Here is a 13,670-nt window from a genome sequence, read left to right as displayed (position 1 = left end):
GGTGACGACGGCCACCACGGTCACCACGGCCACCACGGCCGGCGCGGCCGGCACAGAGCCCGCACAGCCCGGGGCCCGCCTCGCGAAGGCGGTGGCCGCCCACCGGCCGGTGCTGCCGGCACTCGCCACCGTTGTGCTGGTGTGCGTGCCCGCGTACCGCGAACCCGGTGGGGGAGGCGCGGGCCCCACCCTCGCCGACGCCGCCTCGGGCGTCCTGGTCGTGTACTGCGCCGCGTGGGCGCTGCGCACCCGCGCGCGCCCGCTGGCGGCCCCGGCAGCCGCCGTCCTGGCGGCCCCGGCAGCCGGTCTGGCGCTGGCGGCCGTGACGGCTCAGGACCCCGCGGCCGGCCTCACCGGTTTCGTCCGCCTGCTCCAGGTGTTCGTCCTGGTGCCGGCCGCCCTGGTGCTCACGCTGCGCTCGCCGCGGCACACCCGGGCGGTCGCCGCCTCGCTGGTGGCGGTCGCCGTGGTGCAGGGCGCGGTCGGCGTCCACCAGTACCTCACCGGCACCGGCGCCTCGTACCGCGGGGAGAACGTCCGGGCGGTGGGCACCTTCGGGCCGACGGACGTCATGGGGATGGCCTCCGCCGTCTCCTGCGGCGTCGTCGTCGCCCTGGCCGCAGGGCTCGCCCCGCCGGCCGGGGCCCCCCGGTGGCTGCGGCCGGCGGCGCTGGGCACCGCCGCCGCGCTCCTGGTGCCGCTGGTCCTCTCCTTCAGCCGGGGGGCGTGGATCTCCACCGCCGCCGCCTGCACGGCCGTGCTGCTCCTGACGGGGCTGCGGGCGGCCCTGCGCACCCTGGCGGTTGTTCTGGCCGCCGCGGTGGTCCTGGTCGGGGGGTTCGGCGTGGGCGGCGACCTCGTCGCCGAGCGCGCCGCCAGCATCACCGAGGTCGCCGGAGAGCCCGACCAGTCCGTGACCGACCGCTACACCATGTGGGCCGCCGCCGCGGGGATCTGGCGCGAGAACCCGCTGACCGGGGTGGGCCCCAGGGGCTTCGCCGAGCACCGCGACTCCCACGCCTCCCTCGCGCTGTCCTCGGCGAGCGACACCGCCGGGGCCGGACAGGACTTCCACCGCCAGCCCCTGCTGTCCCCGCACAACATGTACCTGCTCCTCCTGGCCGAACAGGGGCTGGCCGGCGCCGCCGCCGTCACGGGCGGCTGGGCCGCGCTGCTGGTGCTGGGCCTGCGGCGGCTGCGGCGGGCGCGGGCGGCGGGGCGGGAGGCCGACTGCGGCCTGGCCGCGACCGGCCTGCTCGTCCTGGTCTGCGTCGACTTCCTCTACGCCGACATCGGGGGCCCCTCCACGGTGCTGACCGCCGTGGCACTCGGCCTGGCCGCCTGGTGGGCACTGGCGCCCGCGGCGGCGGTCGGCGGCGTGGCCGGCGGCCGCGCGCGGGGCGCGAAGGAGGCGGGCGCACGGTGAGCGCCGGCACCGCGACCGGCGTGACCGGCGCGCCCCCGCCCCCCTCCGGACCCTCCGCCTCCCCGGCCGCACCCGCGCCCGGTTCCGGCTCCGGTTCCGCGCCCGGTTCCGGTTCCGCGCCGGGCAGGCGGTTCGTCGCCCGGGCCGCCGCGGCCACCGCCGTCCTCACCGCCGCCGGTTCCTTCTTCGGCCTGGTGCGGGACCAGACCATCGCCCATCTGTTCGGCGCGGGCAGCGAGACGGACGCGTTCCTGGTGTCCTGGACCGTCCCGGAGTTCGCCTCGACGATCCTCATCGAGGACGCCATGGCGCTGGTGCTGGTCCCGGCGTTCAGCCTCGCGCTGTCGCGCCGCGCCGCCGTCCGCGAGACCGGGAAGGACGCCCGCGCCCTCCCGGAGGATCCCGCGGGCCCCGCCGACCCGGTGCGCGCGCTGCTGGCGGCCACGCTTCCCCGGCTGCTCCTGGCACTGGCGTGCGCCGCCGCGGCCGTGGCACTGCTGGCGCCGCCGCTGGTGGGCGCCCTCGCGCCCGGCCTGGCCGACCCCGGCCTGGCGGTGGACTGCACCCGGCTGACGGCCGTCACCGTGCTGGGCTTCGGAACCGCCGGGTACTTCAGCGCGGCCCTGCGCGCCCACCGCAGCTTCGCGCCCCCGGCGGCGATCTACTGCGCGTACAACATCACCGTCATCGCCGTGGTGCTGGGCCTGCACGCCCGGTGGGGGGTGCGCGCCGCCGCGTTCGGGGTGGCCGCGGGCAGCCTGGCGATGGTCCTGGTCCAGCTCCCGGCGTTCTGGCGGCGCCTGCACCTCCGCGCCGCCGGAACCCTGCGCGCGCGCCGGCCCGTACGCGCCGCACGCCCCCCGCGCGCCGCACGCCCCCCGCGCGCCGCACGCCCCCCGCGCGCCGCGGCGCTGGTGGGCTGGGGCGTGGTCGCGCCGGTGGCCGTCTTCGCCCTCTCCCGCCAGTCGCAGGTGCTCGTCGAGCGCTTCCTGGCCTCCGGGCTGCCGCCCGGCGCGATCTCACACCTGAACTACGCGCAGAAGATCGCCCAACTGCCCATGACCTTCTCCCTGCTGCTGTGCACGGTCACCTTCCCCCTGGTCGCCCGGGCCATGGCCGACGGCCGGACCGAGCGGGCCCGGCGGCGCGTGGAGCGTGATCTGGTGCTGGCCGCGACGGTGGTGCTGCTGGGGGCCGCGTATGTGATCGCCTACGCCCCCCAGATCGTCCAGCTCCTCTTCGAGCGGGGCGCCTTCGGAGCCGCGGACACCGCCGCCACCGCCTCGGTCATGCGCGTCTACGCCACCGGACTGCTCGGCCACTGCCTGGCCGGCGCCCTGGTGCGGCCGTTCTTCGCCACCGCCCGGCCCGTCTGGTACCCGGCCGCCGCGATGGCCGCCGGCCTGCTGCTCACCGTCGTGGCCGGCGCCCTGGCGGCCCCCCGCTGGGGCGTCCACGGTATCGCCGCGGCCAACGCCGCCGGGATCACCACCACCGCGCTGCTGCTCCTGTGCGGTCTGCGCACCCGCGTCCTGCCCGTCCGGGTGCGCGCGGTGGCGGCCGGTCTGGTCCGGCTGACGCTGGCCGCCGCCGCGGCCACCGCGGCCGGCCTGGCCGCCGCACCGCTCCTGCCCTCCCCGCTTCCCGCCGCCGCCGCCGGGGCGCTGGCCGTCCCGGCCGCCTTCACCGCCGCCGCGCTCGCCGTCCGGGCGCCAGAAGTACCGCAGCTCCTCACCGCCGTCACACGAAGGTTCCGCCATGCCCGCTGACCCTGCCCGCACGACCGCCCCCGCTCCCGCCCCGACCGTGCCCCCCGCCTCGCTGCCGCGGCTGCGGCCGGTGCGCCCCTGGGTGCTGATGTACCACTCGGTGGCCGAGCACACCGAGGACCCCTACGACGTCACCGTCTCGCCGGGCCGCCTGGACCGCCAGCTGCGCTGGCTGCGGCGGCGCGGCCTGCGCGGCGTGGGGGTGGGCGAGCTGCTGCGGGAGAGAGCGGCCGGACGCGGCGCGGGCCTGGTGGGCCTGACCTTCGACGACGGGTACGCCGACTTCATCGGGGAGGCCGTGCCGCTGCTGCGCCGCCACGGCTGCACCGCGACCGTGTTCGTCCTGCCCGGCAGGCTCGGCGGCGACAACGAGTGGGACCCGCTGGGCCCGCGCAAGCCGCTGCTGACCGAGGCGGGGATCCGTGCCGCGGTCGGCGCCGGAATGGAGGTCGGCTCCCACGGGCTGCTCCACCTCGACCTGACGGCCGCCGACGACGAGACCCTGCGCCGGGAGACCGGGGGCAGCCGCGAGCTGCTGGAGGAGGTCACCGGACGCCGGGCGGACGGCTTCTGCTACCCCTACGGCACGGTCGACCACCGCGCGGTGCGGGCGGTGCGCGCGGCGGGCTACACGTACGCCTGCGCCATCGACCCCGGCCCGCTGACCGGTCTGCACGCCCTGCCCCGCGTCCACATCGGCGAGGAGGACACCTCGACGCGGCTGTACGCCAAGAGACTGCTGCACCCCCTGCGGCGCCGGGCCCTGCCCAGCGGCCCCACCGCCCCGGCCGCCGGATCCCTCACCGGGGCCGGACGGTGACGGCGGCGCACGGGACGGGAAGCCCGCCCGGAAGGCGGTCCCGGACCCGGAACCGCGGCGTGGGAGAGGAGGACCGATGAGAGTGCTGCACGTCATCACCGGTCTCGGCGCGGGCGGCGCCGAGCAGCAACTGCGGCTGCTGCTGCGCCACCTGCCGCTGTGCTGCGACGTCGTCACCCTGACCAACCCCGGCGCGGTCGCCGAGGGCATCGAGGCCGACGGCACCGCCGTCACCCGTCTGGGAATGCGCGGCAACCGCGACCTGTCCGCCCTGCCGCGGCTGGTGGACACCGTCCGCGCCGGGCGCTACGACATCGTCCACACCCATCTGTACCGGGCCTGCGTCTACGGGCGGATCGCGGCGCGGCTGGCCGGGACGCGCACGGTGGTCGCCACCGAGCACTCCCTGGGCGAGCGGCGGATCGAGGGCCGCCCGCTCACCCAGGGCGCCCGCGCCCTGTACCTGGCGACCGAGCGCATGGGCACCGCGACCGTCGCGGTCTCCACCACCGTCGCCTCCCGGCTGCGCCGCTGGGGCGTGCCCGGCTCCCGCATCAAGGTCATCCCCAACGGCATCGACGCGGCCCGGTTCCGCTTCGACCCCGTGGTGCGCGCGTCGGTGCGCACCCGCCTGGGACTGCCCGCGCACGCCCTGGTGGTCGGCGGTGTCGGACGGCTGGTGCCCGGCAAGCGCTTCGACATCGCGGTGCGGGCCGTCGCACAGCTCCCCGGGGCCCATCTGGTCCTGGCCGGGGACGGGCCGGAGCGCGGCAGGCTGCGCGAACTGGCCGCCGGGCTCGGTATCGCCGACCGCGTACGGCTGCTGGGGGAGTGCGGGGGAGCGGTGGGGGCCGAGCCGGGCGGCCACGAGGGCCGCCCGGACATCCCCGGACTGCTCAGCGCCATGGACGTGTTCGTCTCGCCGTCGGCCGAGGAGGCCTTCGGGCTGGCCGTGCTGGAGGCGCTGGCGGCCGGACTGCCCGTGCTCCATGTGACCTGCCCGGCCATCGACGAGCTGCCGCGCTCCCACGCCCCCGGGGCGCACCGGATCGAGCCGGGGGTCGCGAGCCTGGTCGCGGCGCTGCGCGAGCCGTCGTCGGTGCCGCCCGGCAGGCGCCGGGCCCCGGTCTGCGAGGCCGTGCGCCGCTACGACGTGGCCCGCGGCGCGGACCGGCTCATGGCCCTGTACGAGGAGCTCCACGGCCGCGCCCCCGCGCGTCCGGCCGCGGGCACCGCCGCACCTGCCGCCGTACGCGCCCCCGTAACGCCCCTGCCCGCCCCGGTCGTCCCGGCCGCATCCGCCACCCCGACCGCCCCGACCGCCCCGACGACGAAGAGGTAGCCCGCCTTGACCGAGCCGCGCACGACCGAGCCGCGCACGACCGAACCGCCCCGACCGCCGGCACCGCCGCGCCGCACCGGCCCGCTCGCCCGCCTCTCGCCGCCGTGGCGGCCGTCCTCCCTGCCCGCCTGGTGGCCGCTGGCACTGGGGATCCTGCTGGGACTGGCCGGCGGAGCGGCGTACGGCCTGCTCGCCACGCCCCGCTACACCGCGACCAGTTACGTGGTCGTGGTGCCCGGCCCCGGGGCGGACTCGGCGACCGCCCTCGGCTTCGCCCAGGCGTACGGCCGCGTCGCCACCGACAGCGCCGTCCTCGCCGAGGCGAGGGCGGCGGCGAGGATGCCGGTGGAGGAACTGCGCGACGCCGTACGGTCGGCCACCTCCCCGGACGCGCCCATGGTGGAGATCACCGGGACCGCCTCCAGCCCCGGCCCGGCCGCGGCCGCCTCCAACGCGGTGGCCAACGCCCTGACCAGGACCGGGAACCAGGCCACGAGCAGTACGGGGGTGCGGCTGTCGCTGTTCGCCCCGGCGTTCGACCCCACCGAACCCGCCTCGCCCTCGGTGCCGCTCGCCGTCGCGGTGGGTGTCTGCGCGGGCGGGCTCGTCGGCGGCCTCGCGCTCCTGGCCGCTCCCAGGAGCCGCCGCGCCCCGGTCCCCGCCGGCGTACCGGCCCCCGCCGGCGTACCGGCCCCCGCCGGGGCCGCGAACCGGGGCGCCCGTGCCGAGTCGCCGGTGCCTGCCGCCGACGCGCCCTCCCCGTGGAAACCATCTCCTTCGAAACCCTCCGCGGTGCCCCCCGCCCAGGCCGCGCCCGCAGCCGACTCCGGGGTCCCCGCACCCGCCGTCAAGGCCGCGGCCAAGGCGGCGGCAGCGGCGGCGGCGTCCGTCTCCGCGCCCTTGGGCAAGGACGCGGCCGGGGACGGGACGCCGGAGGAGCGGCGGAAACTGGGCCGGCGGTCCGCCCGGTGACCCGCCGCACACCCCGTACCCCGCCCCGGCCGGCGGGCGTACCGGCCGGGGCGGGGCGGGAGGTGTGCGCTCCGGCCCCCGGCCGCCCGGGGGCCTGTCGTCCAGGGCCTCCTCGCCTAGGGCCTTCTCGCCCAGGAGAGGGTGACGCACAGCCGCCGGTCGCCGAACCAGCCGCCCAGCCAGTCGCCCAGGTCCACGCAGATCTCCGGCCGGTTCCGCCCCGGCCGCGAGGCGCCGGGCGTCATCCTCTCCCGGAAGACCGCGGAGGACTTCGGGTTCTCCTCGCACCGCCACACGCCGTGCGGACAGTAGTCGCTGATGGTGTGGTAGAGCGGCTTCTGCTCGTCGATCCAGTCCAGCATGCGGCGCATGTACTCGGCGTTGTCGCCCCTGCGGAACAGCCCCCATTCGGGATAGGAGATCCGCTTTCCGCGCGCGGCGGCGAAATCCACCTGATGCCGCAGGCCGTAGGGCTGGTTCACCTGGTCGTCGAACGTCTCGCCGGGCGGCTGGTCGTAGGAGTCCATGCCGATGATGTCGACCACGTCGTCACCCGGGTAGCACTCGGTCCAGCCGATCGCGTCCTTTCCCCGGCTGGGCGCGAAATCGAAGCGGAACCTCTGCCCGTCCACCGACCGCATGGCGTTGACGATGCGCCTCCAGTACGCCTTCCACGCCTGCGGATCCGGAGCGCAGCGGTGGGTGTAGGTGGTGCCGTTCATCTCCCAGCCCAGCACGATCACCGTGTCGGGCACCCCCGCGGAGACCAGATGCCCGGCCAGGGTGCGGAAGTGGTGGTCGAAGCGGCCCCGGGCGCCTCGGGCGAGCAGTTCGCGCACCTCGTGGTCGGGGACGCCGGCCTCGTTGCGCGCCTGCATCGGCACGTTGAGCACGAACAGCCGGTCGGGGTCGGCGCGCCGCCATTCGGCCCAGGGGCGCAGGAAGTACGGGTCGCTCTCGATGCGCTCCCAGGTGTCGCCCGGCAGATAGGTGTGGCCGACCCGCAGGTCCGCACCGCCGAGCCACTCCCGCAGCTCCGTGATCCGCCGCACCCCGTCCGAACCCGACCCGAGGAAGGCGCCGGCGGCCACGGAGGAGCCCGCCCCGTCCGGCGGGCGGGGCCCGTCGCCGTCCCCGAACGTGCCGGTCGCCACGGCGCCGCCCGCCACCAGCGCTCCGGCGAGGACGGCCCCGGCGCACGCGGTCGTCAGTCTGCGGCGCCGGGCGGGCGCCGCGGGCTTCCGGTGCCGGCCGGTTCTTCCCGGTCGGGGGTTTCGATGGGGCATCGTGCCTCCTTGCTGCGTCGCCAGAACGGCCTGCTCTTTCTCCCCGGCCCTGCGCGTCTTTTCCGAGACACTAATCGGAGAATCCCTCAAATGAACCGCCAGGCTGCTTTCTGATAACCCGTTCGCTGTTTTCGTCGCCCGCCCGGCCCAGCGTCGGGAGGAATTCGGTGGCGTCGGCCACGGCACCGCGCCGGCGCCCGGTAAGACCGTCGGCGGAACGCCGGAGAACGTCGGATAAACACCAGAGAAAAACGCAAGGAAAACCCCCGAGGAACGCCGAGGACTGCGCACCATGTCGCCACCGTTCGACACCGAGGTACCCGTACTGCTGCTGAGACTCGACCGGAACCCCTTCCACCACGGCACCCTGGGGGCCATCAGGTCCCTGGGGCGCGCCGGTGTCGAGGTCCACGCCGTCGTCGAGTCGCCGCACTGCCCCATCGGCCGCTCCCGCTACCTGCGGCAGGGGCACCAACTGCCGGCGGACGGGGTCCGCGGCGCCCACCGGACGGGAGAGACGGTCGATGCCGCCGGCGGAGCGTCGGACGGCCGGCTGGAGCGGATGCTCCGTCAGATCTCCGACCGCATCGGACGGCCCGCCGTCCTGATCCCCATGGACGACATGGGGGCCATCGCCGCGGCCCGGCTCGCCGGCCGGCTCGCCGGACGCTTCCTGCTGCCCGAACAGCCGCCCGAACTGCCGCAGCGGGTGGCCGACAAGGCCCGCCTGGCCGCCATGTGCGCGGAACTGGACATCCCGCACCCGCCGACCGTGAGCCCGCGCAGCGCCGGCGAGGCCGCCGCCGCGGCCCGGGAGCTGGGCCTGCCCCTGATCGCCAAGTGGAGCCGCCCCTGGCTGCTGCCCCAGGGCGGCACACTGCGCAGCACCACCGTGGTCACCACGGAGGAGCAGGCACGCGCCCTGTACCGGCGCAGCGGCGAGGCCGGCAGCCGGCTGCTGCTCCAGCGGCTCGTGCCCGGCGGCCGCGACACCGACTGGTTCTTCCACGGCTGCTTCACCGGCGGCGCGGTCCGCCTCGCCGGAGGGGCCGGGCGCAAGGAGCGTTCCTGGCCGCTGGGCGCGGGCCTCACGGCGGTCGGCCGCTGGCTGCCGAACCCCGAGGTCGAGCGGGCGGCAGGGCTGCTGGCCGAGCACCTGGACTACCGGGGCATCCTCGACCTGGACTTCCGGTTCGACACCGCCACCGGCACCTACCGGTTGCTGGACTTCAACCCCCGTCCCGGCGCGCAGTTCCGCCTGTTCACCGACCGCTCGGGGCTGGACGTCGTACGGGCCCTGCACCTGGACCTCACCGGCCGGACCGCCGCCCCGGCCGACCCCGTACCGGGCCGCCTCTTCGTCGCGGAGAACTACGCCCTGCTGTCCTCGCTGGCGGCACTGCCCTCCGAAGGAGTGCCGCTCACCTCCGCCCGGCGCGGCCGCTCGGCTGCCGCGGGCGGCACGGGCGGCGCGGGCGGCGCGGGCGGCGCGGGCGGCGGGGAGGACGCGGGGGAGGGGAGGAGCCGGCCGCGGGAGACGGAGACCGCCTGGTTCGCGGCGGACGACCCGGCGCCCTTCCTCGCCATGGCCGCCTCCTGGCTCGGACAGGGCGGGCGCAAGACCGCGGTGCGCCTGGCACGGCGCCTGCTGCGTCCGGGGCGGCCGGCGGTCCGCGTGCCGGCACCGGAGGGCGCGGGCGGCAGCAGCGGCCGGGCCGGCGCGGCCGCGGCACCCCTCGGCGCGCCCCGGACCCCGGCTGACCTGCGCACCACCGAACACCCCACGGCATGACGACCCCACGACGAGAGAACGGTGACCGACCATGTACGACCTGGTAGTGGTGGGCGCGGGCCCCTACGGACTGTCGATCGCGTCCCACGCGGCGGCGGCCGGGATCGGGGTACGCGTCCTCGGCCGCCCGATGGCCTCCTGGCGTGACCACATGCCCGAGGGGATGTTCCTCAAGTCCGAGCCCTGGTCCTCGAATCTGTCCGACCCCTCCGGCGAGTACACCCTGGCCGCCTACTGCGCCTCCCGGGGGCTGCGCGCCGAGCACGGCAACCCGCTGCCGATCGGCGTCTTCACCGAGTACGGGCTGTGGTTCGGGCGTTCGGCCGTGCCGTCGGTCGAGGAGGAGACGGTCGTCTCCGTGCGCCCCCGGACGGAGGGCTTCCTGGTGGAGACCGGGGCGGGCGAGGCGATCCTGACGCGGACCGTGGCCCTGGCCGTCGGCGTGATGCCCTTCGTCCACCGCCCCGAGCCGCTGCGGGCACTGCCCCGCGAACTCGTCACGCACAGCAGCCACCACCGGGACCTGTCGCGTTTCCGCGGCCGGGACGTCACGGTGATCGGCGCCGGGCAGGCCGCCCTGGAGACCGCGGCCCTGCTGGCCGAGTGCGGCGCCCGCCCCCGGGTGGTGGCCCGCGCCGGCGGCGTCTCCTGGAACACCCCGCCCCAGCCCCTGGAGCGCTCCGCGCTGCGCTCCCTGATCGACCCGCACTGCGGGCTGGGCACGGGCTGGCCCAGCTGGGTGTGGTCCGAGAAGCCCTGGGTGGTCCGCCGGCTGCCCGGCGCGCTGCGGACCCGGATCGTGGACCGTGCGCTGGGCCCGGCCGGGGCCTGGTGGCTGCGCGACCGGGTGGAGAGCCGGATCCCGGTGCTGCTCGGCCAGCGGCTGCGGGCGGCCGTCCCGGCGGGCGGGGGAGTGCGGTTGAGCCTGGAGACGGCCGAGGGGGCGGCCACGACCCTGGAGACCGACCATGTGGTGGCCGCCACCGGGTTCGTCCCGGACATCGGGCGGCTGGGCCTGCTGGACCCGTATGTGCGCAACCGCCTGCGGCTGGCGGGGACCGGCCGGGCGCCCGAGGTGGACGGCCGGTTCGAGTCCTCGGTTCCGGGCCTGTTCTTCGCCGGGCTGCTGACGGCCCCGTCCTTCGGCCCGTCCATGCGGTTCGTCTACGGGGCCGGTTTCACGGCGGAACGGCTGGTGCGGGGGGTCCGGCGCCGGCTGGGCGGGCGCCGCGGCGCCCCGGTGCCCGGCAGTCGGCGCTCGGCCGGCGCCCGGGACACGGTGACCCTGGGCTGAGCCGTGTGTTCCCGGGCCCGCGCGCCGCCGCGGGCCCGGGAACGCGCCTTCGCGTCCGGCGGTCCGCCCGGTTGCGGGAATCCGTTGGTGGCGTCCGATGTCTTGACGCTTTCTGTCATGCACCCCACGATCTATGGGAGCGCTCCCAGGTGTTGTGGGGCGCAGCTCGTCATGCCGTCGCGTCGCCCCGTCCGTTTTCCCCACGCCGGAAGGACCGAACTGTGACACCTCATCCGCCCCCTCAGCCCCGGGCGACGGGCCGCCCGCGCCGCGGCAGGCGCCGCCTGCTGGGCGCCGTGGCCGCCGCCGGACTGCTGGCCGGCGCCCTGACCGCCCCCGCCCTCGCGGCCGCGGACGGGCCCGAACTGATCACCAACGGCGACTTCTCCAACGGCACCACCGGCTGGTGGTGGACGGAGAACAGCCCCGGCGAGGTCGTCGACGGCCGGCTGTGCGCCGAGGTGCCCGCCGGCACGGAGAACCCCTGGGACGCCATCGTCGGGCAGAACGACCTTCCGCTCGCCGCGGGAGAGGGCTACGAGCTGAGCTTCACCGCCAGCGCCACCGAGCCGATCACCGTCCGCACCAACGTCCAGATGGCCGCCGAACCCTGGACCACCGAGCACGCCTCGGCCGACCAGGTCGGCGCGGAGGCGAAGACCTTCACCCACGTCTTCACCGCGGGCGCCGACCACGAGGCCGCCCAGCTCGCCTTCCAGATCGGCGGCAGCGAGCAGGCGTACACCTTCTGCGTGGACGACGTCTCGCTCACCGGCGGCGCCGAGCCGCCCGTCTACGAGCCCGACACCGGCTCGCCGGTGCGCGTCAACCAGGTCGGCTATCTCACCGAGGGGCCCAAGAACGGCACCTTCGTCACCGACAAGACCTCGGCCCTGACCTGGACGCTCAAGGACGCCGACGGCACCGAGAAGGCCTCCGGCACCACCACCCCCGCCGGCGTCGACCCCACCTCGCGCCAGAACGTCCACACCTTCGACTTCGGTGACTTCACCGAGGCGGGCGAGGGCTACACCGTCACCGTCGACGGCGAGACCAGCGAGCCCTTCGACATCGGCGACGACCTGTACTCGCAGCTGCGCTCGGACGCGCTGGCGTACTTCTACCACAACCGCAGCGGCATCGAGATCGACGCCGACCTGGTGGGCGAGGAGTACGCCCGTCCCGCCGGACACGTCGGCGCCGCGCCCAACCAGGGCGACACCGAGGTCCCGTGCCAGGAGGGCCTGTGCGACTACACCCTGGACGTCTCCGGCGGCTGGTACGACGCCGGTGACCACGGCAAGTACGTCGTCAACGGCGGCATCTCCGTCGCCCAGGTGATGTCCAACTACGAGCGCACCCTCACCGCCGAGGGCGCCGACGGCGCCGCGCTCGGCGACGGGAAGCTCCGCGTCCCCGAGCGCGGCAACGGCGTCCCGGACGTACTGGACGAGGCCCGCTGGCAGATGGACTTCCTGATGCGGATGATGGTGCCCGCCGGCGAGGAACTCGCCGGCATGGCGCACCACAAGATCCACGACAGGGAGTGGACCGGACTGCCGCTGCTGCCGCACCAGGACCCGCAGCCGCGCGAGCTGCACGCGCCGTCCACCGCCGCCACCCTCAACGTGGCCGCCACCGCCGCCCAGTGCGCCCGCCTGTTCGAGCCCTACGACGCGGACTTCGCCGCGCGGTGCCTGGACGCCGCCGAGACCGCCTGGACCGCCGCCAAGGCGCACCCGGACATGCTCGCCGACCCGAACGACGGCACCGGCGGCGGCGCCTACAGCGACGACGACGTGACCGACGAGTTCTACTGGGCCGCGGCCGAACTCTTCGTCACCACCGGCAACGAGACCTACCGTCAGGAGGTCATGGACTCCCCGCTGCACGGTGACACCGACGCCGTCTTCCCGCGCGGCGGCATGTCCTGGGGGGCCACCGCCGGCCTGGGCGCGCTCAGCCTGGCCACCGTGCCCAACGAGATGACCGACGCCCAGCTCCAGGGCGTACGCGCCATGGTCACCGAGGCCGCCGACGGCTACGCCGCCGACTCCCGCGGCGCCGCCTACGGCGTGCCCTACGCCCCGCAGGACAACCACTACGTGTGGGGCTCCAACAGCCAGGTCCTCAACAACATGGTGGTCCTGGCCACCGCGCACGACCTGACCGGCGAAGCCGCCTACCGCGACGCGGTGCTGCGCGGCATGGACTACCTGCTGGGCCGCAACCCGCTCAACCAGTCCTACGTCACCGGCTACGGCGAGCGCGACTCGCGCAACCAGCACCACCGGTTCTGGGCCAACCAGCTCGACCCGGACCTGCCCAACCCGGCGCCCGGCTCCGTCGCGGGCGGCCCGAACGTCGAGATCCAGGACCCGATCGCCCAGGACAAGCTCCAGGGCTGCGCCCCGGCGATGTGCTACATCGACCACATCGAGTCCTGGGCCACCAACGAGATCACCATCAACTGGAACGCCCCGCTGGCCTGGGTGGCCTCCTACCTCGACGACCTCGGCCAGGGCGGCGACGGCGGCGAGGACCCGGGCGAGGACCCGGGCGAGACGCCCTCCTGCGAGGTCACCTACTCATCCAACCGGTGGAACGGCGGCTTCAACAGCAACGTGACGGTGAAGAACACCGGCACCGACACGCTCAGCGGCTGGGAGCTGACCTGGTCCTTCGCCGACGACCAGAGGATCACCCAGGCGTGGAACGCCCAGGTCGTCCAGACCGGACGGGACGTCGTCGCCAAGCCGGCGCAGTGGAACAGCACCATCCCGGCGAATGGCTCCGTGAGCTTCGGCTTCAACGGAACCTCCGGCGGCCAGGCGGCCGACCCGGACGCCGTCTCCCTGAACGGGAAGGCGTGCACGGTCAAGTGACCTGACGCACCTTCGGCCGCACGCCACCCGACCGGAGGGCCGGGGCGCCCGCACCGGGCGCCCCGGCCCTCCGCCGTCAGTCTC

Annotated in this window: 9 protein-coding genes; 8 read left to right on the top strand and 1 reads right to left on the bottom strand. The window is 75.9% G+C overall.

The features are described from left to right. Window position 1 precedes the first annotated feature (1 nt). From CUT83_RS21395 to CUT83_RS21375, 5 genes are all read left to right on the top strand, one after another. On the top strand, window positions 2-1,426 hold the full coding sequence (locus tag CUT83_RS21395) for an O-antigen ligase family protein (protein ID WP_101257454.1): 1,425 nt from the start codon (window positions 2-4) through the stop codon (window positions 1,424-1,426). After that, on the top strand, window positions 1,423-3,195 hold the full coding sequence (locus CUT83_RS21390; RefSeq protein ID WP_101257587.1) for a lipid II flippase MurJ: 1,773 nt from the start codon (window positions 1,423-1,425) through the stop codon (window positions 3,193-3,195). Before CUT83_RS21395 ends, CUT83_RS21390 begins: the two co-directional genes overlap by 4 nt. Continuing rightward, on the top strand, window positions 3,185-4,015 hold the full coding sequence (locus CUT83_RS21385; protein ID WP_101257453.1) for a polysaccharide deacetylase family protein: 831 nt from the start codon (window positions 3,185-3,187) through the stop codon (window positions 4,013-4,015). Before CUT83_RS21390 ends, CUT83_RS21385 begins: the two co-directional genes overlap by 11 nt. 76 nt (window positions 4,016-4,091) lie before the next feature. Beyond that, the gene (locus CUT83_RS21380) at window positions 4,092-5,357 is read left to right on the top strand and encodes a glycosyltransferase (RefSeq protein WP_101257452.1); all 1,266 of its coding nucleotides are present in this window, start codon (window positions 4,092-4,094) and stop codon (window positions 5,355-5,357) included. A 6-nt stretch (window positions 5,358-5,363) separates the two neighbouring features. Continuing rightward, window positions 5,364-6,329, top strand: coding sequence for a lipopolysaccharide biosynthesis protein (locus CUT83_RS21375; RefSeq protein WP_194074725.1), 966 nt, complete (start codon window positions 5,364-5,366; stop codon window positions 6,327-6,329). Window positions 6,330-6,445: 116 nt separating this feature from the next. Here CUT83_RS21375 and CUT83_RS21370 read toward each other — a convergent pair whose 3' ends face one another. After that, a complete protein-coding gene (locus CUT83_RS21370) occupies window positions 6,446-7,615 on the bottom strand; it encodes a glycoside hydrolase family 26 protein (RefSeq protein ID WP_101257451.1) in 1,170 nt (389 codons plus the stop codon). Between the two features lie 292 nt (window positions 7,616-7,907). Here CUT83_RS21370 and CUT83_RS21365 point away from each other — a divergent pair, with 292 nt between their 5' ends. The 3 genes from CUT83_RS21365 to CUT83_RS21355 all read left to right on the top strand — a co-directional run bounded on the left by CUT83_RS21365 (window position 7,908) and on the right by CUT83_RS21355 (window position 13,586). Beyond that, window positions 7,908-9,407, top strand: a complete 1,500-nt coding sequence (locus CUT83_RS21365; RefSeq protein ID WP_194074724.1) for a carboxylate--amine ligase — start codon at window positions 7,908-7,910, stop codon at window positions 9,405-9,407. Window positions 9,408-9,438: 31 nt separating this feature from the next. Continuing rightward, the gene (locus CUT83_RS21360) at window positions 9,439-10,701 is read left to right on the top strand and encodes an NAD(P)-binding domain-containing protein (protein WP_101257450.1); all 1,263 of its coding nucleotides are present in this window, start codon (window positions 9,439-9,441) and stop codon (window positions 10,699-10,701) included. A gap of 284 nt (window positions 10,702-10,985) precedes the next feature. Beyond that, window positions 10,986-13,586, top strand: coding sequence for a glycoside hydrolase family 9 protein (locus CUT83_RS21355; RefSeq protein WP_101257586.1), 2,601 nt, complete (start codon window positions 10,986-10,988; stop codon window positions 13,584-13,586). Window positions 13,587-13,670: the final 84 nt, after the last annotated feature.

It is taken from the genome of Streptomyces barkulensis, assembly GCF_002843305.1.
Classification (GTDB): Bacteria; Actinomycetota; Actinomycetes; order Streptomycetales; family Streptomycetaceae; genus Streptomyces; species Streptomyces barkulensis.
Note: the sequence above shows the minus strand (reverse complement) of the source record. Positions and strands in the feature narration are given on the sequence as shown.

Excerpts from the sequence above, each read along its gene's own strand:
- CUT83_RS21385 (WP_101257453.1), top strand. The coding sequence starts at position 3,185 with ATGCCCGCTGACCCTGCCCGCACGACCGCCCCCGCTCCCGCCCCGACC.
- CUT83_RS21380 (WP_101257452.1), top strand. The coding sequence starts at position 4,092 with ATGAGAGTGCTGCACGTCATCACCGGTCTCGGCGCGGGCGGCGCCGAG.
- CUT83_RS21370 (WP_101257451.1), bottom strand. The coding sequence starts at position 7,615 with ATGCCCCATCGAAACCCCCGACCGGGAAGAACCGGCCGGCACCGGAAG.
- CUT83_RS21365 (WP_194074724.1), top strand. The coding sequence starts at position 7,908 with ATGTCGCCACCGTTCGACACCGAGGTACCCGTACTGCTGCTGAGACTC.
- CUT83_RS21360 (WP_101257450.1), top strand. The coding sequence starts at position 9,439 with ATGTACGACCTGGTAGTGGTGGGCGCGGGCCCCTACGGACTGTCGATC.